The organism is Mesorhizobium prunaredense (assembly GCF_900156895.1).
In the GTDB taxonomy this organism is placed as follows: domain Bacteria; phylum Pseudomonadota; class Alphaproteobacteria; order Rhizobiales; family Rhizobiaceae; genus Mesorhizobium; species Mesorhizobium prunaredense.
The window spans coordinates 381,334-403,114 of sequence record NZ_FTPD01000045.1; the positions used below are offsets into that span (position 1 = coordinate 381,334).

Consider the following 21,781-nt stretch of genomic DNA (forward strand, 5'->3'; position numbering starts at 1 on the left):
GTAATGCGATTAAAAACCACGCGGAAAGGCGCCCAACTGCGACCGTCGACCGCGCTTTTGCCGGGCTGACGCGCGCCGGCCTGTCCTGCAGCAGCACCGGCGCCGCGATGCCGTAAGCTATCCGTAAGCGGCGGCCGGCGAAAGTTTCCGCGGCGCTGCTGAAGAGCGCGTGGTCATTTTCATGATCTCGACAGTTTGCCGGGCGCACTGACGGTCACGGAGCCCTGCCCTACATCCTCACCATGCTGCTGCGGAACGTGCACGATTTCACCGCCGCAATGGTTCATCGGGGAAGACCAAAATGACGGGCGGGCGCCGTGCCGGCCGCCGGCGGGGTGCCTCAGTTCACCCGGCTGATGCAGAAATCGATGACGTCGAGCAGCGCCGATTTCTGCGGCGTCGCTTCGAGCGGCGCCAGCGCGTCGCGGGCGATCTCGCCGAAATGGCCGGCGCGCCCGATGGTGTCGGCGATAGCGCCGTGGCGGGTCATCAACCCGATCGCCTTTTCCAGCCCGGCGTCATCGGTGACATTGTCCTCGATGGCGCGCTTCCAGAAGCTGCGTTCGGCCTTGGTGCCGCGCCGGTAGGCGAGGATCACCGGCAGCGTCACCTTGCCTTCGCGAAAGTCGTCGCCGACATTCTTGCCCAGATCCTTGCTGGTGCCGCCATAATCCAGCGCATCGTCGATCAGCTGGAAGGCAAGGCCGAGATTCATGCCATAGGAGCGCAGCGCCGCGCGATCGTTTCGCGTCGCCTGGGCGATGACCGGACCGACCTCGGCGGCGGCCGAGAACAGGGCAGCGGTCTTGGCCTTGATCACCGCGAAATGCTCATCCTCCGTGGTTTCGAGGTTCTTGGCGGCCGCGAGCTGCATCACCTCGCCCTCGGCAATGATCGAGGCAGCGCTGGACAGGATGTCGAGCGCTTCCAGCGAACCGACATCGACCATCATGCGGAAAGCCTGGCCGAGCAGGAAATCGCCGACCAGCACACTCGCCTGGTTGCCCCAGATCATGCGGGCGGTCTTCTTGCCGCGCCGCATGCCGCTCTCGTCGACGACATCGTCGTGGAGGAGCGTGGCGGTGTGCATGAACTCGACTGATGTGGCGAGCTTGACATGGCCCTCGCCGGAATAGCCGAACATCTGCGCTGAGGCGAGCGTCAGCATCGGCCTCAGCCGCTTGCCACCCGAAGAGATCAGGTGGTTGGCAATCTCCGGGATCATCTCGACGTCGGAACCGGCCTTCGACAGGATCAATTTGTTGACGCGCCCCATATCGGCCGAAGTCAGGTCGATGAGATCCTTAATGGAGGCGGCTTCCCGCTTTCCGTTTTCGATGTTGAGAACGACACCCACGACAAACTCCCGTCTTATGTCACGCGCACGACGGCACCCCGATACCGCCGCAGACTCTAGGGCGCTACCCACGGGCACGGCAAGAGGCGATTTGGCGCGGTCGAGGTGGCGACGGAAGCCACCCACGTTTACATAGACGCTGCAACCTGCGAGTTTCTTCCTATGATAGAGCTTATCCGCACCAACGACGCCGTGATCATCTCCTTTGTCGAATCGCTGATGCGCGATGCCGGCATCGGCTGTTTCGTCGCCGACCAGAACATGAGCGTGCTCGACGGTTCGATCGGCATCCTGCCCAGGCGCATCATGGTCGAAGCCGACCAGGCCGATGCGGCGCGGCGCATCCTGACGGATGCCGGCATCGCCAACGAGATGCGCCAGAAGTAATGTCCGCGGCGCGCGCCACCCTTGTCCAGGACACGCCGGCCCATACGGTTGATGCTTTCCATCGCGGGCGGTTCTGGCTGGTGCAGCCGAAACAGGCAGGCCATCGCGCTGGCATGGACGCCATGATGCTGGCGGCTGCCGTGCCGTCCTCCTTCGCCGGGCGCCTTGCCGATTTCGGCGCGGGTGCTGGTGCCGCAGGCCTGGCCGTGCTGTCGCGCTGCCCTGATGCCGAGGCCACGCTCATCGAACGGTCTCCGGAAATGGCGGCCTTCGCCGCAACGACGCTTGCCCACCCCGGTAATGCGCATCTTAACGACCGCGCCTCGGTGCTCGCCGCCGACGTCGCGCTGTCGGGCCAGGCGCGAACCGCCACTGGGCTTGCCGACAATTCCTTCGATTTCGTCATCATGAACCCGCCCTTCAACGCCGCCGAGGATCGCGCCACGCCCGACCCGCTCAGGAAGGCGGCGCATGTGATGGAGGACGGGCTGTTCGACAGTTGGATCCGAAGCGCAGCTGCCGTGGTCAGGCCGCGCGGCGGTCTTGCCGTGATTGCCAGGCCCGATCAGCTCGGCACTATCCTCGATGCGCTATCAGGCCGCTTCGGCGACGCCGAGATGCTGGCCGTCCACCCCCGCCCCGAGGCAGCGGCGATCCGCATCGTCGTCAGGGCAATCCTCGGCGCACGCGGAAAACTGTCGATCCGCCCGCCGCTGATGCTGCACGCGCAATCCGGTGACGGCCCCACGGAGCGGACCGAGATGATCAACAACGGGATGGCTTCGCTGTTCGGCGACTGACCCTTTTTGGCCGGCCCGGCGTCGCGGCATTGCCGTTGGCCGGCGAATCCCTACATGCCTTCAAGCCAATTTTGACCGGAGACCCCGTGAAACGCTTCCTGAACCGCCTGCTGCCGAAATCCTGGCGCTCCGACATCGTCACCATTCCCGTCATCCGGCTGCACGGCACCATCATGCCCGGCGGCGGCCCGTTCCGGCCGAGCCTGTCACTGGCATCCACCGCCGGCCCCATCGAGAAGGCGTTTTCCTTCGACGCGCCCGCGGTCGCCATTTCCATCAATTCGCCGGGCGGCTCGCCGGTGCAGTCGCGGCTTATCTTCAGACGCATCCGCGACCTGGCGACCGAGAAGAACAAAAAGGTTCTGGTCTTCGTCGAGGACGTGGCGGCGTCGGGCGGCTACATGATCGCGGTCGCGGGCGACGAGATCTTTGCCGATCCGTCGTCTATCGTCGGTTCGATCGGCGTGGTGTCGGCCTCGTTCGGCTTTCCCGAGTTGTTGAAGAAGATCGGCGTCGAGCGCCGCGTCCACACGGCCGGCCAGAACAAGGCGGTGCTCGATCCGTTCAAGCCAGAGAAGAAGGAAGATATCGAGCGGCTGAAGGCGCTGCAGCTCGAGGTCCACGAGACCTTCATCGACCTCGTCAAGGACCGGCGCGGGGCCAAGCTCAAGGACGACGCGGACCTGTTCACCGGCCTGTTCTGGACAGGCAAGAAGGGACTGGAGCTCGGCCTTGTCGATGCGCTCGGCGATATGCGCAGCGTGCTGAGGGCCCGTTTCGGGCCAAAAACCCAGCTCAAGCTGATCACGGCGCCGCGCGGCCTGTTCGGCCGCTTCGGCTGGTTCGGCTCAAGCAGGGGCGGCTTTTCGGCGCCCGAGATCGCCGCTGCTGCCGCAAGCGGCGTGATCGATGCGGCGGAAGAGCGCGCGCTATGGGCGCGCTTCGGGCTTTGAAAAACCGGCGAAAGCGTTTAACTTAAAAGCTTGACCGGCCCGACCGGCGCCGCAGTCGGCCTTGCGCGGGAGGAGTTTGACATGCCACAGATCATTTTCTTTATCGCAGTCGGCCTGCTCGCCTATTTCGGCTATCGCTCCTTCGTCAGGGAAGCCGAGCGCGTGACGGCCAAGATACGGCGCACCGAAAAGCAGGCTACCAACGGCACAATGGGCACGCTGGTCAGGGACCCGAAGACCGGCGAATACCGCCTGGCCAAGGACTGACATCATCCCTCTCGTGACTGACACAGTGGCTCCCAGCAATAGGGTCCGGGCATTGCATGCGCATGCCAAGATAAATCTCGCGCTGCACGTCACCGGCAGACGCGCCGACGGCTATCACACGATCGAGAGCCTGGCGGTGTTCACGCGCTTCGGCGACCGGGTTGACATCGAGCTCGCCGACAGCGACGGGTTTTTCGTGTCAGGCCGATATGCCTCCGCAGTCCCGCTCGACGACAGCAATCTGGTCGTGAAAGCGCGCGATGCGCTGCGAAAGCAGGCCGGCCCGCGGCATACGCCGCCGGTCGCAATCAGGCTCGAAAAGAACCTGCCGGTCGCATCCGGCGTCGGCAGCGGGTCGAGCGACGCCGCAACGGCGCTACGCGGGCTGGTTGAGATATGGAGACTGGACCTCGACGATGCCGACCTGGCGCGGGTCGGCCTCTCGCTGGGCGCCGACGTTCCGATGTGCCTTATGGCAAGGCCGCTGATCGCGAGCGGCGTCGGTGACGAATTGTCGGCCGTGCCGGGCTTTCCCGCGCTCGGGCTGGTTCTCGTCAATCCTGGCACTGCCATCTCCACGGCCGATGTGTTCAATGCGCTTTCCGATCGCGTCAATGAGGGTCTGCCGCCGCTGCCGCGCGACCTCGACTTCCACAGCATCCGCAATTGGCTGGAGATCACCCGCAACGATCTCGAGCCCGTTGCGCGCGCGATCCAACCGGTTATCAGCAAAGCGCTTTCGGTGCTCAACAAGGCCGGAGCGGGGTTCGCGCGAATGTCCGGTTCCGGTGCGACCTGTTTTGGGCTGTTCGAGACCGGCAATGTCGCCAAGCGCGCCGCCGTCGATATCCGCAGCCGCCATCCCGACTGGTTCGTCGCCGCGACGCGAAGCATGACATCGGAGCCTGACGCATATGGCCAGGATTGACGAAAGCCGTTCCTTCATTCCCGTGCGCATCGCAGTGCTGACCGTTTCCGATACGCGCAGCCCTGCCGACGACAAATCCGGCCAGACGCTGGCCGACCGCATCGTTGAGGCCGGCCATATTCTCGCTGGCCGCGACATCGTCACCGACGACCGCGAGAAAATCCGCGACAAGGTTCTGGGCTGGTCGAAGGACGAAGCAATCGATGTCGTCATCACCACCGGCGGCACCGGCTTTACCGGCCGCGACGTAACGCCGGAGGCGCTGGAGCCGATCTTCGAAAAGCGCATGGACGGCTTTTCCGAAGTGTTCCACCGCATTTCCTACGACAAGATCGGCACGTCGACGATCCAGAGCCGGGCGACTGGCGGCGTCGTCAACGCGACCTTCGTCTTCGTTCTGCCGGGTTCGCCCGGCGCCTGCAAGGACGCCTGGGACGGCATCTTGAAGCCGCAGTTCGACTACCGGCATATGCCCTGCAACTTCGTCGAGATCATGCCGCGCCTGGACGAGCATCTGCGGCGCGGCGGCACCAAGACAAGTTAGCAAGAGGCCACGCATTGCGGATTGGATCAAGCCGAAGCGATCAGACACCTTCGAGGATGATGATCGTCGGCCGGTCGGGCAGCGTCTTCAGTGAGACCGTCAGCGATCGGCCGGAGAGGAATTCCACCGCGAAATCGTCGCCCATCCTGCCGGTGAACTCACTGATCGGGGTCGAATGGCGATGCATCGGCAGGATCATTGATGAATAGAGCCGCGCGGTGATTTCAGTCATCCGGTCGAGCGACAGCGTCATGCCGCCGTCGATCGGCACCATAAGGATATCGAGCCGGCCGATGGCGCCGTAATGCGCATCCTCCAGCCGGTGGTGCAGATGGCCGAGATGGCCGATGCAGAGTCCAGCCACTTCGAAAATGAAGATGGAATTGCCGTCCTTGCCGAGATCGCCGCCATTGCGGATATCCGTCGGCACGTTGCGGATATAGACATCGTCGACGACAAGCGCGTGGCGCGCCGGACCGCCGTCCGGATTCCAGCCGCGCAGCACATATTCGATGCCGGGGTCGACATGGTCCGAATAGTGGGTGCGGTGGGCCTTGTTCATAGTCACGACGCGCGGCAGCGGGTCAGCGCCATAGACGCCAGAAAAGTCAGTGGCGATCCTGACGCCGGCGGGTGTCTCGATGACGTAGGTCGAATGACCGGCATAGGTGATCGTAACGTCGCCGTCGACGAAAGCCTGGGCCAGCTGAGACGTCTGCGCCTTTGGCACTGTGAAGCTGGCATAGGTGGCCGACGGCAGCGCTTCAGCGATCGCAACGCATCTCGACGGCGGCGGCTCTTCCTGGGCCGAAGCGGCGAACGGCCAGAAAGCCAGGGTCAGCAAAACAGCGGCGGACGGGCGGAGCAAGGCTGTCTCCCGTGGCAGGATTGGCGCTCATGCCACGATAGCGCCAGCAATTGTGATGGCTATCATCGGGACAGTCACATTTTCGCGAGCGCCGGAGGGGCTGGTCGTCTGAACCTTTTGTCCCGACCTGCGCCATAAATCGCGTGGAATGGGACGCGCCATGGCCCGGCCTTCCGACTGACATCGCCAGTGATCAGATCAGGGCGTCGGACGGAAGACGCCGTTCTCGTCGCGCTTGAGCGGCGCGGTTTGCCGGGAAAGCGGCGCACCAGGCGCTTCGGTGACCGAGACGCCCTCGGTCCAGTCGGCGGGTGCAATCGCGATGTAACGCGCATATCCGCCTGACCCGCCGAGCGGCTTGGCGAAGCCGATTGTGACCAACGCACCGGCCTCTGGCACCTTGTCGAGATTTGCAACGCCTTCTGCCTGCGTGAAATCGTTGTGAAGCAGCCAGTGTTCGCCTTCGAGATTGGGCGTGGTGTCGGTGTCGAGCGGCTCATGACCATGAAATAGAATCTTCCGCTCCAGGTGCAGGAATTTCAGTGCGTCCAAACTGACGCCTGGAAACGGTTTTTGGTTGAAGCGGGCGGCATCGGACCATTTCTTGTACCAATCCGATCGCACGAAGACGACTGAACCTTCCGGTATGCGGTCGTGCTGCTTTTCCCACTCCTCGATGTCGGCGACCTGGAGGTGATAGCCTTCGTCAGTCTGCACCTTCTCGCTGATGTCGATGACGACGAGCGGCCGCACGGCATAGGTGGCCGGCAGGTCGCTGATCGTTGCGCCGAGCGGGTTCCAGTGGGAGGGCGGATCGAGCTGCGTGCCATATTGGTCCGTCGCCAACTCGTAGGCGCTCGCAACAAACCCATGCTTGTCGTAAGTGAACTCTTCGCCGGCCTTAACGTAGCCCTCGATGTCCTTCCCGGCGACAGCCGGCTTGAACTTGGCGTTGGCGAAGCCCGGCCATACCGGCTGCACCGGCTCGAAGGCATGGGTCAGATCGATGTACTTGGCCGATTTGAGCGTGTTCTCATAAACCGACCAAAGCGACGACTCCTGCGCCTCCGCGATCGCCGGCACTGAGCAAGCGGCTGCCAGCAAGGCGATACGAACGAATTCAGATACATTCATCTGCAATCTCCCCGAAATCTCGCCGAGTATCGCGAGTTTCCCGCAGGACGACAAGCATATGCTTCTGCCTAGGAGTATCGCGCCAATGCGGATTCCATCCTGTCCGGCCATCACCGCATGCAGGAGTTCGTCGGCTGATTCAATTTGCTTCAATCGCTCCGGATAATTGTCGTAAGATCAAGCCTTGACCAACACGGACCAACACGGAAAAATCGCGCTACCGTCGTCTAAAATTCCCGATTGCCGTTCTGTCCACACGCCGCTCGAAGACGGCGCTGTCGCGCGACGCCAGGAGAGAACCATGACCATCACCGTCAAGGTCGGAGAGGCCAAGACGCACCTGTCAAATCTGTTGGCCAAGGTCGAAGCCGGCGAAGAAGTCATCATTTCGCGTGGCAACAATCCGATCGCGAAACTGAGCCGAATCCCCAAAACCAACGACCTGGACGCCCTGATCGAAGAAGTCCGTGCCGCGCGGGCCAGGGCCAAGCCCGTCACGACCGAGGAGATTGTGGCCTGGAAGCATGACAGCCATCGCTACTGATTATCTTCGTCCTTGATGCATCCGTTGCGACCGCATGGCTCCTTCGGAGGGCAAAGGACGCGACCTTCCCTTGCCCGCTTACCGGGAAAGAGACGACAGTCACTTGACCGGCGCGACCCAGATCTCGGCGTCGAGCCTCTTGGTCGCAAGGCCGCGGGCGATGGCTTCGGCGCTGCGGGCGTTTTTCGATAAGGCCGCGGCCTGACGCTTGCTGATCACCAGCCCTTCGGCCAGTGCGCGGTTTCCCGAAAGCACCCGCGACAGGAACGGCACGCGGCTACCGCGCGCCCGCGAGAATCGCGCCGGCATGGTTTGCCTGGCGGTGTGGGCGACGACCTCGTCGATCCAGCCCTCGCCCAACCGCGCGCCCGGCTCCAGCAGCAGCAGCCAGTCGCCCTTGGCCTGCCTGATGCCGGCAGCAATGCCGCCGCTCGCCACATAAAGGCAGCCGGCATGTTCGGCAACGCGGTGCGTCTGGTCGGTCGAGCCGGTGTCGCAGACGATGACATCGCGCACCACGCCCTCGACCGCGCCGCCGATCAGCGAAGCGAGCGTGCGGGCAAGTCTTTCCTCGTCATTCAGGGTCTGGATGAGAACGCTGAGCATCGTTAGCCGAATAGCGGAAAGCCGGGCGCAGCGCCAGTTTTTGCGTCGCTCCATAAAAATGTTCTTGATTTGTTCCCACAAACCAAATAGGATTATTTTCATGAACAGAGCAATTCGACAGCCAGCCGACAGTCCCTGGGAGAGGGCGAAAATGGAACAGATCGTACGTGCCGACATTGCTGCCTTCGGGGCCGGAAGAGCCGAGATGGCCAATGCAATGATCGAGCAGAGTGGCGTCCGTATCCGTCCGGAGCGCAATCGCGGCCGGTCCGCCGGCATCAACCCGTCCGGCCGGTTCGAACCGGTCAGCCGGCATGTGTTCGACGATGGCTGGAATTCGCTTGAGGAACTGCCGCCGTTCAAGACCGAGGTGCAGGTCGAGAAGCCGCGCACCATCGTCACCCGCAACGAATCGCCCGACATTTCCTTCGACCGCTCGATCAACCCGTATCGCGGCTGCGAACATGGCTGCGTCTATTGCTTCGCGCGGCCGACGCATAGCTTCATGGGCCTGTCGCCGGGACTGGATTTCGAATCGAAGCTGTTCGCCAAGCCGGATGCGGCGCGGCTGCTCGACAAGGAATTGTCGAAGGACGGCTACCAGCCGCGCACCATTGCCATCGGCACCAACACCGATCCGTATCAGCCGATCGAGAAGCAGTACCGGATCATGCGCGAGATCCTCGAAGTGCTGGAGGCGCGCGGCCACCCGGTCGGCATCGTCACCAAATCCGCGCTGGTGACGCGCGACATCGACATTCTGTCGCGCATGGCCGAACGCGGGCTGGCCAAGGTGGCGCTGTCGGTGACGACGCTCGACCGTATGCTGGCCAGAACGATGGAGCCGCGCGCGTCGACGCCGACCAAGCGGCTGGAGGCGATCAGGCAGCTTTCGGATGCCGGCATTCCGGCCTCGGTCATGGTCGCTCCTATCATCCCCGGCCTGACCGATCAGGAGATGGAACGCATCCTCGATTCGGCACGTGCGGCAGGAGCGCGCGAGGCCGGCTACGTCCTGCTGCGCCTGCCGCTGGAGGTCGCGCCGATCTTCAAGGATTGGCTGCTGCGTCATTATCCGGACCGCTACCGTCACGTCATGTCGCTGATCCGCTCGATGCGCGACGGCAAGGATTACGATTCGGAATGGGGCAAGCGCATGAAAGGCTCCGGCCCCTATGCCTGGCAGATCGGCCGGCGCTTCGAGATCGCCGCCAAACGGCTTGGCCTCAACGCCGAGCGGCGGTCGCTCAGGACCGACCAGTTCGTCGCCGCAGCCAAGGCAACCGAGCAACTGATGCTGCTTTGAAGACATCGTCTGCCGCCGCTACCGGCGGCAGATGAAAATCCCGTCCGGCCTGTCCTGTCCCCGGGCTTGCAGACGGTGCCTTCCGGGTCCGGTGCCTCACCCGACCCGGAGGGGCTTGCGGAGAATCGGAGCCGATGCGAACCTCGCCGCAACATGGCTCGCGCGCGTTCTGATTCTCCGCTTCTCTTCGAAATCGTTGAGAGACCCGATTTCTCCTTCGAGACGAAGGCGATGGCCGAAGGCCTGTGGCCGGTGGCGGGAATGGACGAGGCCGGGCGCGGCCCGCTTGCCGGGCCGGTCGTCGCGGCAGCGGTAGTGCTCGATCCCGCCAACATTCCAGACGGCCTCGACGATTCCAAGCGCCTCAGCCACCTGCAGCGCGAGGCGCTGTTCCAGAAAATCCTCGGCTCCGCTCTTGCCGTGTCGATGGCCTCGGTCAGCGCGGAAGGCATCGATGGCAGCAATATTCTCAAGGCCAGCCTCGAGGCGATGCGCCGCGCCTTGGTCGGGCTCTCGGTGCAGCCAAAGCTGGCCCTGGCCGACGGCCGCGACGTGCCGCCCGGACTGCCATGCGAAGGCAGAGCGCTGATCAAGGGCGACCAGCGCTCGCAGTCGATCGCCGCCGCCTCGATCGTCGCCAAAGTGATGCGCGATCGCATGATGTGCGGCTGCGGCAGCCATCACGCGCATTACGGTTTCGAACTCCATATGGGCTACGCCACGGTCCGCCACCGCACGGCGATCGAGGTGCATGGACCGGTGGCGCGACTGCACCGCGCGTCCTTCGCGCCGTTCCGGCTCGGCGGAACCGAGGTGCCGGACGAAGAGAGTTTTTCGAGTTTGGATTGGGGCGACGAACCACCGTCGCGGCTTCGTGCTGAATAGTGGAGATTGGCGAAAGCGGCGATGAGGGTAATCTCCCCCCTTGAGGGGGAGATGGCCGACAGGCCAGAGGGGGTAGCCGCGCGTGAAGCGCCGCGCCCCTATTCCATTCGACAATGTCCGATAGGGCGTCGCGACGCCGAGGCGACCCCCTCTGTCGCCTTCGGCGACATCTCCCCCTCAAGGGGGGAGATTACCCGCTTAATTCAGCCTGGACTTGACGTCCTGAAGCGATGCCTGGAACAGGTCGGCGCCCGCCTTGGCGTCAATCTTGGCGGCGAGTAGCGTGCGGGCGGCTTCGACGGCGATATCGACGGCACTGGCGCGCACTTCGCCGATCGCCTCGCGCTCCGCCTGACCGATCTTCTGTTCGGCAAGCGCGGTGCGCCGGGCGACATAGTCCTCGGTCTTCTTGTGCGCCTCGGCAGCCAGCATGTCGGCCTCGCGCTTGGCGGCGGCGACGATGTCCGCGGCCTCCTGCTCGGCTTCCTTGCGCTTGCGCTGGTATTGGCCGAGCAGTTGCTGGGCCTCCTCGCGCAGCCGGCGCGCTTCTTCAAGCTCGTTGCTGATCTTTTCGGCGCGGGCGTCGAGCGCCTTGGCGATCAGCTTAGGCACCTTGACGTAGACGGCAATGGCCAGAAAAATGACGAGGGCAACGGTGGCCCAAAGCGTCGCGAGTGATGTGGCGTCCATGATGCGCTCCTCACCGGGCCACGGATTTGACGGCTGCCGCGATCTCGGCCTTGCTGGCCTTGCCGCCGACAAGCGCCTCGACGATTGCCGAAGCCGTGTCCTCGGCGATCGTGCCGACTTCCTTCATGGCATTGGCCTTGATGGTCGAAATGCGAGCCTCGGCTTCGCCAAGCTTCTGGTCAAGCGCTGCCTCGACCTTCTTGCGGGCGGCTTCGGCTTCCGCCTTGGCGGCATCGTTGGCCTGCTGGCCGATCGCATTGGCTTTGGTCTTGGCCTCCGCCAGTTCCTGCTCATAGGCGGCAACGGCGGCATCGGCCTCGCCCTTCAGCCTGGCGGCATGGTCGAGATCCTGGGTGATGCGGTCGTTGCGGACATCGATGATGCCGCCAACGCGCGGCATCACCACCTTCTTCAGGAACAGGTAGAACAGCCCGAAGGTGATCGCCAGCCACAGAAGCTGCGACGGGAATGTCGCCGGATCGAATGGCGGGAACACGCCGTGCGTCTCGGCAGGCACACCGGTGCCGGAATGCGTATCGCCTTCCGTGCCGGTATGGCCGCCTTCGACCGTGGGCGCGGACTCTTGCGCAAAGGCAGATGTCACGAACATGGACTATCCCCTGATGTCAGGCCTGCCGCCGATTTGCGGCCGGCCCTTCCAATTCCCAATGTTAGCCGAACAGGGGCTCAGCCGAACAGGGCCAAAAGCGCGATGAGCAGCGAGAAGATGCCCAGCGCTTCAGTCACGGCGAAGCCGAAGATCAGGCGGCCGAACTGGCCATCCGCGGCCGACGGGTTACGCAATGCGCCCGCCAGATAGCTGCCGAAGATGTTGCCAAGGCCAATACCGGCGCCACCCATGCCGAGGCATGCGATGCCGGCGCCGATGAACTTTGCTGCTTCTGCTTCCATGTGTTCAACTCCTTTGGATCTAAAAAATTCCGTTGCGATTTCTATCCCGGCAGCAGGGCCGGAAACTCTTGGGTCAACCTGGGTCAGTGCCCGGGATGCAGGGCGTCGTTCAGATACATGCAGGTCAGCACGGCAAAGACGTAGGCCTGCAGGAAGGCGACCAGCAGTTCCAGCGCCGTCAGCGCCACGGCCATCGCCAGCGGCAGGACCGATCCGGCAATGCCGAGCGTGCCAAGCGCGCTCAAGCTCACCACGAAGCCCGAGAACACTTTCAGCGTGATGTGGCCGGCCAGCATGTTGGCGAACAGACGAACCGAGAGGCTGACCGGGCGCGAAACGAAGGAAATCACCTCGATCAGCACCACCAGCGGCAGCAGGTAAACCGGCACGCCATGCGGCACGAACAGTTTCAGGAAACCAAGGCCATGCTTCATGAAGCCGTAGACGACGACGGTTCCGATCACCAGCGCGGCAAGGCCGAAGGTGACGATGATGTGGCTGGTGACGGTGAAGAAATATGGAAAAAGACCGAGCAGATTGGCAACGAGCACAAACATGAACAGCGAAAATACCAAGGGAAAGAACTTCATGCCTTGGGTTCCGGCTGCGTCCCTCAGCATGTTGCCGACGAATTCGTAGGCCATTTCCGAGACCGACTGGAGACGGCTGGGAACGAGGCTGCGGCTCGAGGTGCTGAGATAGAGGAACGCCGAGGCAACGGCGACGGTCGCGACCATGAAGAGCGCCGAATTGGTGAACGACAGGTCGTAGCCGCCGATCTCGATCGGAATCAGCTTGTTGATATGGAACTGGTGGATCGGATCGACCTTGTCAGCAGCCACTTTAATTCCCCATCAAAGCCGCGCGCGGCTTTAGTGTCCTGTTCACTGCGCCGGCAAGCGGCGCCTCAAGTCATTCTTTCGGATCGCGGGCTTTGTCGCCCTGTCCGAATTCCGCCATAAGTCCCGCGGAGCGCAAGACATTGAGCACGCCGGCGCCAAAACCGAGCAGCAAAAAAACGATCAGACCCCATGGCGATGTCCCCGCCACACGGTCGATGATCCAGCCAAGACCGGCACCAACCACTATCCCGGCGATGAACTCGCTGGATAGCTTGAGCGCCTGGCCATATCCGGCCGCACTGCCCGCTTTCGCGTCGTCTTTCACCTCGAGCCGGTCCGGCCGTCTTGTCGCAAGCGATGCTTCAAGGTCGCGCCGGCGGCGCTCAAGATCGTCGTCGCGGATGTCGGCTTGACGCTGTTTGCCGCGGCCGGTTTCTCCGGTTCCGTCTGGCCCATTCTTGTCGGCCATCGCAACCCCCTTGCCCGGTCAGATCGTCACCGTCCGTCCGCTCTTAAGTCGCCGGCAACATAGTTAGAGGGTCCCCGCCCGTCAAGCCACGGGCAGGACTTCAGCGTTAAGTATTTTTCCCATGGAAATCAAGAGCTTGCCAGGGTGCGACATCGTGCCCGCTAACGCCGCTGGTGTGCCGCGGCCGAATCCCTGCGGCGACGGGTCTTCGATCGGCCGCGCCCGGGGCCTTGCCGGAGCGCTTAGCTCCAGCCGCCGCCATAGGTGCGATAGAAGATGTGCAGGCCGATCCTGGTCATTTTTTTCATCGTCCGTGCCCAACCCGGGTTGACGTAGTTGGCGTAGTAATGGGTCGACGATCCGACTTCCGGGATGAAGATCTTGCCGGCAGTGACCGCCATGGCGATGTCCTGCGCGGTCTTGTAGTGGGCGGGGCTCTGGATGCGCTTCTTCCTGCCGTCGCAAGCGAAGGAAAACTGGCAACGGTTGAACCATTTGTCGTTCTGATAGACGACGCCGCAGATCGAATTCGGATAGGCCGGATTGCGAACGCGATTGAGGATGACCTGGGCGACGGCGGCCTGGCCGCGCACCGATTCCCCGCGCGCCTCGAAATAGATGCCGTTGGCGAGGCAAGTCTGTTCCGCTTTGGAGAAGACGCTCGCCGGCAGCGGAGTTTGCATCCACGAATGATCGCCCTTGGCCACCGGCGGAATGAAGCGGCCATCGTTCGGCTGCTCGTCCTGAAGCAAGGCCTCGAAGGGCGAAGCCTGGGCATAGTCAGGCGCGGCCGCTGCGTAGGCCGTCGCCAGGACGTCGGGGCGGTCGTTGTTGACCAGCGCGGCCAGCATGGCCGGCACGCCGGGATCCGGCTTCTTGTCGACGCGCCTATGAAACGCGGCGGCAATCTGGATCTCCTTGCCTTTGATCTCGGGCTTGGCGAAAGCCATTTTCAGGCCACTGTCCATGCTCGGGCGAAGCAGCGAGGAGGTGCGCTCAAACACCGAGCCGGCATTGAAGTTCTTCGGCGGCGCGACCGGCGAGACGATGATAATGCGGCCCTTCTTGTCGGCGCGCATGATGCGGTCCTCGTCGGGCGTCGTGCTGGCCACGCTGCCCTTGCCGCGAAACGACACGGCGCCGATGCCGGGCAACCGGACGCCGGAACCCGAGATCGAGCCGGTGGTGTCGGAATCGAGGAAAGGCATTTCGGCGGCATGGACCGAGCCGGCGACGGATTTCTCGACATAGGCGTTCCAGCGGGCGTTCGGCGCCTTGAGGCCCGAAACCAGGCTCGTCATGTCCTGGTAGGCGATGACATTGGGAAAGCCGACCCAGATGCCAAGTCCAATGACCAGAGGAGACAGAAAGGAACGTCTTTTCTCACCGGCGAAAGCGACAAGCCGCTTCAAAACACGTCGATGCACGGAACTCTCCAGAAACGCAACGGACCCCACTGGAGAGGCACGATGATGCATTAACCTTGATGGGGCGTTAACGGAGCTCGACAGCGCCAATCATTTCAAAGGCTTTTGTTGGAAACGGCTCCAACGGTCCCGTTAACCACTCCGCAGAGCGTTGTTCAGAGATGAAGGAGCCTCCTCTATGCCACGAACATGCTTAACGGCGATGCCACGAACATGCTTAACGGCCCGCCATCGGCGAGCGGTCTCTTGCTTCAATGAGGTTTTTCGGTGGCGTGCTGGTCCGGTCAGGGGATAATTCCCCGAGGGCCCCGGCGTAGCTGGATCTGGCGGGTACCGCAGCATTTCTTGAACTTCATACCTGAACCGCAAGGACATTGATCATTGCCGCCGCGTTGCAGCCGGCCGACCAGGGGCAGCAGCGCTGCGGAAGGCAGGAGCGATGCCGCAAGGGCAGCCAACTTGGCCGAGATTCCCGGCACGACGAGGCGACGACCGGATTTGAACCCACGCCACGCCCGTTCGGCCACATACTCCGCATCCACCTTGGGCAAGACGTTGAAGAGCACCGTCTGATTGGCGCCTGACCTTGCGAGAAACTCCGTCGACACCGGGCCTGGTGCCACGCATGTGACCGTCACACCGGTTCGGCGCAATTCCTGGTGAAGCGCCTCTGAGAAGAAGCGCACGAAACCTTTGCTAGCGAAGTACAGAGCCATATAAGGTCCGGGAAGGAAGCCGGCCACGGAACTGAGATTGAGCACCCCGCCCCGTCGGCGCGCCACCATCCCGGGCAGAAAATGAAGGGTCAGTTCTGTGAGGGAATGTATGTTGAGATCGATGATGCCGAGTTGACCATCAACAGGCAGCGCCGTCGTCGCGCCCCGCAGGCCATAGCCGGCGCTGTTGACCAGGACATCACAGACCAGGCCGTGTGCGGACAGAAAGCCCTCCAGGCGCGTTGGCGCATCGCCTGCCACGAGATCCAACTCGAGCGTGAATGCCTCGCCACCCGCCTCCCGAACTTCGGACGCCGCGGCGGCCAAACCCTCGGGCGAGCGGGCAACCAGCACAACCGCACCGCGCTCCCGTGCAGCGACGCCCGCAATTGCCCGGCCAATTCCACCCGAGCCGCCAATCACGACGACGGCTGGCCGGAATTCATCGTGCGAAATCACGTCGCGTTCCTCCGTCTTGCAGGAGCGGCAACACCTTGACCGAGCAGCACCACTTCATTGGCGACAGTGCCGTTCAGAATCTTTTCGAATCGGTCCAGTGCTCGTGCGACGTTCGCTCCATCCATCACCCGGTGATCGTAGTGGATGCGGACATTCACCGATCCGTCGTTGCCGATCGGACCGTAGTTCAGAAGCGTGGTCAATGGTGTCAGCGGGTTGAGTGATTCCGCACCGAGACCAGAATAGACGGACAGTTGGAAGGTACCGAAGTAATTTGCCCTTTGCCGGGCGATGTTCAACCCTAGCCACATAAGCAGCCACCTGACTGGTGCGGGCGCACCCGCCATCCGCAAGGCACGCCGGAACTCCGGAACCTCGAGGATCGGCCGTGATCGAGCCGCGTGGATGGACCCCTCAAGTTCCGTGATGGAGTAGCGCTCCGGGCACTTGATGCAGCTCAGCAGAACGGCCGGCTCGCCATCATATTCGCGCTCGTGGGCAATCGAGGCTACGCTTGCCGGATACTCGTAAAGCTGCGGCCAAGGCAACTTGACATAGGCGCGCCGCAACTCCGGCATCTCCAAGGCGAGAAGCGCATATCCTTTCAGGAAGATCGCGGTCCACGAGGGCCTGGTCTGCTGCGCCATTCTAGCCCTCACGAGCGGGCCGAGGTTCATCTGACGCTGCACCGCGACCCGTGGCACGCCGATCGAAAACCGCATCAGATCGCCAACAAGGCGCCGGGGCGCCGAAAGCTTGATGGCTCGGCCTCGCATCAAACGACCTCTAATAAAGATAAGGGAATATTCGCTTGGTCCTTTCCATATAGGCACGGTATTGCGAGCCTAAATTCTCCAGCATCATACGCTCTTCCTTATCCACTCTCAGCAGGAAAAGGACGGCGAAACCAATCAAACCGGATATGCCCGCAACCCAGTTCGGCAGCAGAAAGAGCTGCCCGAGCCCCATAAGCAGGAACGAGGTGTACATCGGGTGACGGACCAAGGCGTATGGCCCGGCGCTGACCAGTTCATGCCGTTCGCGAATCTCGAGCGTGATCGACCAGTTACGGCCAAGTTCCTTGTGGGACATGCGAAAAATCCACAGCGCGGAGCAGAAGATGATGGTTCCGAGCGCCACCGACCACACGCTGGCCGGATGGTCAGCCGCTGCGGGGACGCCGGTGGCGACATAGAAGCCAGGCAGGATCGCCAGGCCAAGGAGAGCCGATGCAAGCCCGACGGTGTCGGAAGTTGAGCGGCCACCAGCTACAATTCGCACGCGCCTTGCCCGGCGCTCGAAGGGATACCGGATCACATACCAGGCAACGAGGCCGATCACCCATATGATCTCGCCAAGTGAAGCTACAGAAATGGTCACTTCAGGTCACCGGAGCCTTTTCTCGATCTGGGACCACGATAAACCGTCGCAACGATGTCAGCGTCCGAATTGTCGACCGATAGACATTCAGAGCGCGCTCCTTTCGGACTTGACCGGGCGAATGACGCGAAAGCGGGTTTTGCCAATCGCATTTCAACCCCCGTTCATCTCCCGAAGCTTGGTTATGAATTGTTGCGGCCGGAGCCAGGTACCGGGGGTCTTATACCCCATCGATCTGGCGATGTCCGCTACGAATGCGTTGCAGTTGTAGAGCGAGGCGTGCCAAAGCGGAGAGCTGGCCTGCAGCTTTCGTATGCTCGCGACGACTTTCCTATATTCGGCTTCGGTGAGTAAAACGCGCCAGCTTGCCGACCGGTAGGCATCTTCCAGGTCGCCGTCCGTCCACCCGGTCGAGGCTGGCACGGGCGCCAAATGGCCGAGAACATAGACGTTGGGATCTTCGGACTTCGGAGCGAGCCCCGCGACATCGGGGTTGACCATCCGTCCCGCCTGGTTCAATCGTCCAAAAATCACGTAGGAATGGCCGTAGGTAAGGGCGTACCGGGAGCGGAACTCGATGAAATGCCGTTGGGCCGCGCGCGCCGGCATCGCCGCGGTTCTCAGTGCCCGATCATTGGACACAAAAGTCGGCTGGGGCTTGTTGTCCTGCGACTGACATGACGCCGCGACAAGCGCGAGCAGGGCCACAATGGTTGAACGGCCACTTACAAGCGTCATCTCATCCAGAACTCCGAGGACCGCAGACCTGGTGCCAGCCTATGCCCGCCAACCGCACGTAGGCTGCGAATCCGGCCTTGGCCCCTGCATATTGATGGGGAAGGGCCTGGCGGCCCTTCCCCAAATCTCCGAAAGCCAGTGCTTATTTAATCACGGGCTCTTCTACGGCAACGGGTTCCGGCGGAGGAGCCTTCCCCTTTCCTTTACCGATCCAGCCGTTCGCGCAGCCGCTCAGGCTGGCAACGGCGAGGGTGGCAACCATTACAATCAACATCTTGCTCATCAAGCAATCCTTTCCCCGGGGGCGGAATAGCCTACAGAATCGCCACAAATAAAACGATATGCAGCCCCACCAAGTTAGCTGCGATCTACACCAACGCCTAGTGCAGAAATGACACAGTTGGCACCCGGTTGCAGGCGGCACCTTGCGATGACGTGCTGGCAGGGTTGACCATCCAACGGAGATCAGACCTGCCCACCATCAAACAACCACCACCGTCGTGCCCAAAGGAGTACGGTCGTAGAGGTCAATGATGTCGTCATTGAGCAAACGGATGCACCCGTTCGATACCGCTGTGCCTATCGTCCATGGCTCGTTTGTACCATGTATCCGGAAGTGGGTGTCGCTCCCGTTGCGATAGAGATAAAGGGCACGCGCACCAAGCGGGTTATTTGGTCCGCCAGGGACCCCCCCTGCATACTTCACCAAGCGCGGCTTGCGCCTCATCATGCTGGCGGTGGGTGTCCACGACGGCCAGTCCGCCTTGCGGGCGACGGTCGCTGTACCCTTGAACGAAAGTCCCTGCTCGCCGACGCCGACGCCGTAGCGCGTCGCCCACCCGTCGGTCTCGACGGCATAGAGAAAACGTTGCGAAGTATCGACGACGATCGTTCCAGGCGGCTCGTTTCCGTCGTACCGCACATGCTGCCGTCGGAATCGAGGACTGAGGCCACTTCTTGGTCCGAACGCGGATGAAATCGGCTCCGTCACCTGTCGAAACGTCGACGTACATCCGGAGACCATCAGAGCCAGAGTACCCAGCACGAGCCCCCGGCGCGCAATGTGGTGTTCTTTCATTTCTACCTGCTAGGAAACTGGTCGATCTACCGCCCCCCTCGTCTCTACCATTCCACGGCCTGCGGGCCAAGTCTCGCTGTGCGGTGGCAAAATGAATTCACAGGATTGGCAAGCGAATTGGAGCGAAACTTCTTGCGATAACCGTCCGCCTCTGTTCGGTTATGTCCACAATGGGCATAGGACAGAGACGATGAAGCCTGACTTCCATGGTAAAGTCGCGATTGTGACCGGCGCAGGCTCCGGAATAGGAGCGGCTGTTTCACGGCAACTCGCGCAAGAAGGAGCCGAGGTTGTTGTCGCCGACCTTGATGCCGAGGCCGCGCGCTGCAGAGCCGCCGAAATAAGCGCGCAAGGAGGCAGGGCCCACGACTTTGCGGTCGATGTCACGGATGCGGCAGCCGTCGAAAAGCTGATCGAGTTCACTGTCCAGAAATGCGGCGGACTGGATCTGGCGGTAAACAATGCAGGTATCGACGGCGTTCGAAAAGCGACGGCAGACTATCCGCTCGACAACTGGCACCAGCTGATAAACGTCAATCTAAATGGCGTTTTCTACAGCATGAAGTACGAAATCGCCGCCATGCTGGATCGAGGCGGAGGCGCCATCGTGAACATGTCCTCGATTCTCGGTTCCGTCGGCTTGCCGACTGCGTCCGCATACACGGCAGCGAAACACGGGGTTGTTGGACTCACCAAGGTTGCGGCGATTGAATATGCGAGGGTGGGCATCCGCATCAATGTCGTCGGCCCCGGCTGGATCGAAACGCCTCTTCTATCGGAGCAAGTGGAGGCATTAGCCACGCGGCGCATGGCAGCCCTTCAACCGATGGGCAGACGCGGCAAACCGGAAGAGGTAGCGGCTCTTGTGTGCTTCCTGTTGTCCGATCAGGCCAGCTTTATCACCGGGAGCTACCATCTGGTGGACGGAGCCTACACCGCCCATTAAAGCGCCGCTGCACGGAGCGTAGCTGATGCTGGCGCCCAGAAGACGCACAGCTCAGCGGCGCTTCTTCGCCTTGCCGGCGAACGGATTTTCCGAGGTGCGCAAGGCGATGCGGATCGGCACGCCTGGCATGTCGAAGGCTTCGCGCAGGCTGTTGGAGAGATAGCGAACATAGGATTGCGGCATCGCGTCCGGCCGGGAGCAGGACACGACGAAGCCCGGCGGGCGCGTCTTGGCCTGGGTGACATATTTGATCTTCAGCCGGCGACCGGCGACGGCAGGCGGCGGATGATGCGCCAGGATGCCTTCCAGCCAGCGGTTGAGCTTGCCGGTCGAGACGCGGCTGTTCCACACTCTGTGCGTCTTGATGACGGCATCCATCAGCTTGTCGAGGCCGCGCCCGGTCTCGGCCGAGACCGGCACCGCCTGCATGCCGCGCGCCTGCGGCAACAGCCGCTCGGTCTTCTCGCGCAGTTCCGCCAGGAGTTCCTGGGGATGGTCGATCATATCCCATTTGTTGAAGGCGATCACCGGCGCGCGGCCCTCGCGGATGATCAGGTCGGCGATCTGGAGATCCTGCTTCTCGAAGGGAATGGTGGCGTCGAGCACGATAATGACGATCTCGGCAAAGCGGATGGCGCGCAAGCCGTCCTGCACCGACATGACTTCCAGCTTTTCGTGAATCCGGGCCTTGCGGCGCATGCCGGCGGTGTCGAACAGTTTCAGACGGCGGCCATGCCAGTCCCAGTCGACGGAGATGGAATCGCGGGTGATGCCGGCTTCCGGTCCGGTCAAGAGCCGCTCCTCGCCGATCAGCGCGTTGATCAGCGTCGACTTGCCGGCGTTCGGACGGCCGACGACGGCGATGCGCATCGGTTTGGTATCGTCATAGCCCGGCTCGACATCCGGGTCGGTGATGTCCTCGCCGATCAGCACCTCGCTGGCGGCGGCCTCCTCGTCGGCATCCTCTTCTTCTTCGCCGAAGGCGCGCGCCTCGCCCAGTGCTGATATCACCGAATCGCGCAAATCGGGCAGGCCCTGGCCGTGTTCGGCCGAGACCGGGATCGGCTCGCCAAGGCCGAGTTCCCAGGCCTCCAGCATGCCGCCCTGGGCGCCGCGCGCCTCGGCCTTGTTGGCGACGACGACAACCGGTTTGCCGGACTTGCGCACGATCTCAGCGAAGGTCTTGTCGTCAGGCATCAGCCCGGACTTGGCATCGATGGTGAAAAAGATCAGGTCGGCTTCGCGGATGGCGATCTCGGTCTGGGCGCGCATGCGGCCCGGCAGCGTCGAAGCAGCAGCATCCTCGAAGCCGGCGGTGTCGATGACATCGAAATGCAGATCATAGAGCTTGGCGGCATGGACGCGACGGTCGCGGGTGACGCCCGGCGTGTCGTCGACAAGCGCCAGCTTCCTTCCCACCAGACGATTGAAAAGAGTCGATTTGCCGACGTTAGGCCGGCCGATTATGGCGACTTTGAACGTCATGCGGCCCTACATCTGCCAGCATGTCGTTGTCCCAAAACCGCACCACACTTTTGGGCGACA

General features: G+C 62.5%; 27 protein-coding genes. 10 read left to right on the plus strand and 17 right to left on the minus strand.

Going from position 1 to position 21,781, the window contains the following annotated elements:
* Positions 1-340: 340 nt before the first annotated feature.
* Complete coding sequence (locus tag BQ8794_RS25655; protein ID WP_077381375.1) at positions 341-1,357, minus strand: polyprenyl synthetase family protein; 1,017 nt, start codon at positions 1,355-1,357, stop codon at positions 341-343.
* Between the two features lie 162 nt (positions 1,358-1,519).
* On the opposite strand from BQ8794_RS25655, the gene BQ8794_RS25660 reads away from it, so the two are divergent.
* The 6 genes from BQ8794_RS25660 to moaB all read left to right on the plus strand — a co-directional run bounded on the left by BQ8794_RS25660 (position 1,520) and on the right by moaB (position 5,236).
* Positions 1,520-1,744: a putative signal transducing protein gene (locus tag BQ8794_RS25660; RefSeq protein ID WP_023799382.1), complete on the plus strand. Its 225-nt coding sequence runs from the start codon at positions 1,520-1,522 to the stop codon at positions 1,742-1,744.
* Positions 1,744-2,544, plus strand: coding sequence for a tRNA1(Val) (adenine(37)-N6)-methyltransferase (locus tag BQ8794_RS25665; RefSeq protein ID WP_077381376.1), 801 nt, complete (start codon positions 1,744-1,746; stop codon positions 2,542-2,544). Before BQ8794_RS25660 ends, BQ8794_RS25665 begins: the two co-directional genes overlap by 1 nt.
* A gap of 86 nt (positions 2,545-2,630) precedes the next feature.
* Positions 2,631-3,497 carry a S49 family peptidase gene (locus BQ8794_RS25670; RefSeq protein ID WP_077381377.1) on the plus strand — a complete coding sequence of 289 codons (867 nt, stop codon included), beginning with the start codon at positions 2,631-2,633 and terminating at the stop codon, positions 3,495-3,497.
* Positions 3,498-3,578: 81 nt separating this feature from the next.
* Positions 3,579-3,764 carry a hypothetical protein gene (locus BQ8794_RS25675; RefSeq protein ID WP_077381693.1) on the plus strand — a complete coding sequence of 62 codons (186 nt, stop codon included), beginning with the start codon at positions 3,579-3,581 and terminating at the stop codon, positions 3,762-3,764.
* A gap of 25 nt (positions 3,765-3,789) precedes the next feature.
* A complete protein-coding gene (locus BQ8794_RS25680; RefSeq protein ID WP_077381378.1) occupies positions 3,790-4,692 on the plus strand; it encodes a 4-(cytidine 5'-diphospho)-2-C-methyl-D-erythritol kinase in 903 nt (300 codons plus the stop codon).
* Entirely contained in the window at positions 4,679-5,236 is a 558-nt protein-coding gene (moaB, locus tag BQ8794_RS25685; protein WP_077381379.1) for a molybdenum cofactor biosynthesis protein B, read from the plus strand. The genes BQ8794_RS25680 and moaB overlap by 14 nt, the downstream gene beginning before the upstream one ends.
* 40 nt (positions 5,237-5,276) lie before the next feature.
* Here moaB and BQ8794_RS25690 read toward each other — a convergent pair whose 3' ends face one another.
* Both BQ8794_RS25690 and BQ8794_RS25695 read right to left on the minus strand, forming a co-directional pair.
* Positions 5,277-6,104, minus strand: coding sequence for an MBL fold metallo-hydrolase (locus BQ8794_RS25690; RefSeq protein ID WP_077381380.1), 828 nt, complete (start codon positions 6,102-6,104; stop codon positions 5,277-5,279).
* Positions 6,105-6,302: 198 nt separating this feature from the next.
* Positions 6,303-7,238, minus strand: coding sequence for a cyclase family protein (locus BQ8794_RS25695; RefSeq protein WP_077381381.1), 936 nt, complete (start codon positions 7,236-7,238; stop codon positions 6,303-6,305).
* Between the two features lie 301 nt (positions 7,239-7,539).
* On the opposite strand from BQ8794_RS25695, the gene BQ8794_RS25700 reads away from it, so the two are divergent.
* Entirely contained in the window at positions 7,540-7,782 is a 243-nt protein-coding gene (locus BQ8794_RS25700; protein ID WP_077381382.1) for a type II toxin-antitoxin system Phd/YefM family antitoxin, read from the plus strand.
* Positions 7,783-7,881: 99 nt separating this feature from the next.
* Here BQ8794_RS25700 and BQ8794_RS25705 read toward each other — a convergent pair whose 3' ends face one another.
* The gene (locus BQ8794_RS25705) at positions 7,882-8,388 is read right to left on the minus strand and encodes a glycosyltransferase (RefSeq protein WP_077381694.1); all 507 of its coding nucleotides are present in this window, start codon (positions 8,386-8,388) and stop codon (positions 7,882-7,884) included.
* A 151-nt stretch (positions 8,389-8,539) separates the two neighbouring features.
* Between BQ8794_RS25705 and BQ8794_RS25710 the strand changes: the two genes are divergently transcribed.
* Both BQ8794_RS25710 and BQ8794_RS25715 read left to right on the plus strand, forming a co-directional pair.
* A complete protein-coding gene (locus BQ8794_RS25710) occupies positions 8,540-9,694 on the plus strand; it encodes a PA0069 family radical SAM protein (RefSeq protein ID WP_027152303.1) in 1,155 nt (384 codons plus the stop codon).
* Positions 9,695-9,847: 153 nt separating this feature from the next.
* Positions 9,848-10,579 carry a ribonuclease HII gene (locus BQ8794_RS25715; RefSeq protein ID WP_077381384.1) on the plus strand — a complete coding sequence of 244 codons (732 nt, stop codon included), beginning with the start codon at positions 9,848-9,850 and terminating at the stop codon, positions 10,577-10,579.
* Between the two features lie 198 nt (positions 10,580-10,777).
* Here BQ8794_RS25715 and BQ8794_RS25720 read toward each other — a convergent pair whose 3' ends face one another.
* The 12 genes from BQ8794_RS25720 to BQ8794_RS25775 form a co-directional block, all read right to left on the minus strand.
* Positions 10,778-11,269, minus strand: coding sequence for a F0F1 ATP synthase subunit B (locus BQ8794_RS25720; protein ID WP_077381385.1), 492 nt, complete (start codon positions 11,267-11,269; stop codon positions 10,778-10,780).
* Between the two features lie 10 nt (positions 11,270-11,279).
* Positions 11,280-11,879, minus strand: coding sequence for a F0F1 ATP synthase subunit B (locus BQ8794_RS25725; protein WP_077381386.1), 600 nt, complete (start codon positions 11,877-11,879; stop codon positions 11,280-11,282).
* A gap of 77 nt (positions 11,880-11,956) precedes the next feature.
* A complete protein-coding gene (locus BQ8794_RS25730; RefSeq protein ID WP_023799397.1) occupies positions 11,957-12,181 on the minus strand; it encodes a F0F1 ATP synthase subunit C in 225 nt (74 codons plus the stop codon).
* 83 nt (positions 12,182-12,264) lie between these two features.
* Positions 12,265-13,023: a F0F1 ATP synthase subunit A gene (locus tag BQ8794_RS25735; protein WP_077381387.1), complete on the minus strand. Its 759-nt coding sequence runs from the start codon at positions 13,021-13,023 to the stop codon at positions 12,265-12,267.
* Between the two features lie 70 nt (positions 13,024-13,093).
* The gene (locus BQ8794_RS25740) at positions 13,094-13,492 is read right to left on the minus strand and encodes an AtpZ/AtpI family protein (RefSeq protein ID WP_077381388.1); all 399 of its coding nucleotides are present in this window, start codon (positions 13,490-13,492) and stop codon (positions 13,094-13,096) included.
* A gap of 242 nt (positions 13,493-13,734) precedes the next feature.
* Positions 13,735-14,919: a cell wall hydrolase gene (locus BQ8794_RS25745; protein WP_077381389.1), complete on the minus strand. Its 1,185-nt coding sequence runs from the start codon at positions 14,917-14,919 to the stop codon at positions 13,735-13,737.
* Positions 14,920-15,203: 284 nt separating this feature from the next.
* Positions 15,204-16,091, minus strand: a complete 888-nt coding sequence (locus BQ8794_RS25750; RefSeq protein WP_425293586.1) for an SDR family NAD(P)-dependent oxidoreductase — start codon at positions 16,089-16,091, stop codon at positions 15,204-15,206.
* Complete coding sequence (locus tag BQ8794_RS25755) at positions 16,091-16,870, minus strand: hypothetical protein (RefSeq protein ID WP_077381391.1); 780 nt, start codon at positions 16,868-16,870, stop codon at positions 16,091-16,093. The genes BQ8794_RS25750 and BQ8794_RS25755 overlap by 1 nt, the downstream gene beginning before the upstream one ends.
* A 10-nt stretch (positions 16,871-16,880) precedes the next feature.
* Positions 16,881-17,468, minus strand: a complete 588-nt coding sequence (locus BQ8794_RS25760; protein WP_077381695.1) for a protein-S-isoprenylcysteine O-methyltransferase — start codon at positions 17,466-17,468, stop codon at positions 16,881-16,883.
* Between the two features lie 159 nt (positions 17,469-17,627).
* The gene (locus BQ8794_RS25765) at positions 17,628-18,212 is read right to left on the minus strand and encodes a hypothetical protein (RefSeq protein WP_077381392.1); all 585 of its coding nucleotides are present in this window, start codon (positions 18,210-18,212) and stop codon (positions 17,628-17,630) included.
* Between the two features lie 142 nt (positions 18,213-18,354).
* Positions 18,355-18,495 carry an ABC transporter gene (locus BQ8794_RS25770; RefSeq protein WP_077381393.1) on the minus strand — a complete coding sequence of 47 codons (141 nt, stop codon included), beginning with the start codon at positions 18,493-18,495 and terminating at the stop codon, positions 18,355-18,357.
* Positions 18,496-18,693: 198 nt separating this feature from the next.
* Positions 18,694-19,290: a L,D-transpeptidase gene (locus tag BQ8794_RS25775; protein ID WP_077381394.1), complete on the minus strand. Its 597-nt coding sequence runs from the start codon at positions 19,288-19,290 to the stop codon at positions 18,694-18,696.
* A gap of 190 nt (positions 19,291-19,480) precedes the next feature.
* Here BQ8794_RS25775 and BQ8794_RS25780 point away from each other — a divergent pair, with 190 nt between their 5' ends.
* Positions 19,481-20,236: an SDR family NAD(P)-dependent oxidoreductase gene (locus BQ8794_RS25780; protein ID WP_077381395.1), complete on the plus strand. Its 756-nt coding sequence runs from the start codon at positions 19,481-19,483 to the stop codon at positions 20,234-20,236.
* A 51-nt stretch (positions 20,237-20,287) separates the two neighbouring features.
* On the opposite strand, the gene der is transcribed toward BQ8794_RS25780, so the two are convergent.
* On the minus strand, positions 20,288-21,721 hold the full coding sequence (gene der, locus BQ8794_RS25785) for a ribosome biogenesis GTPase Der (protein WP_077381396.1): 1,434 nt from the start codon (positions 21,719-21,721) through the stop codon (positions 20,288-20,290).
* Between the last annotated feature and the right edge of the window lie 60 nt (positions 21,722-21,781).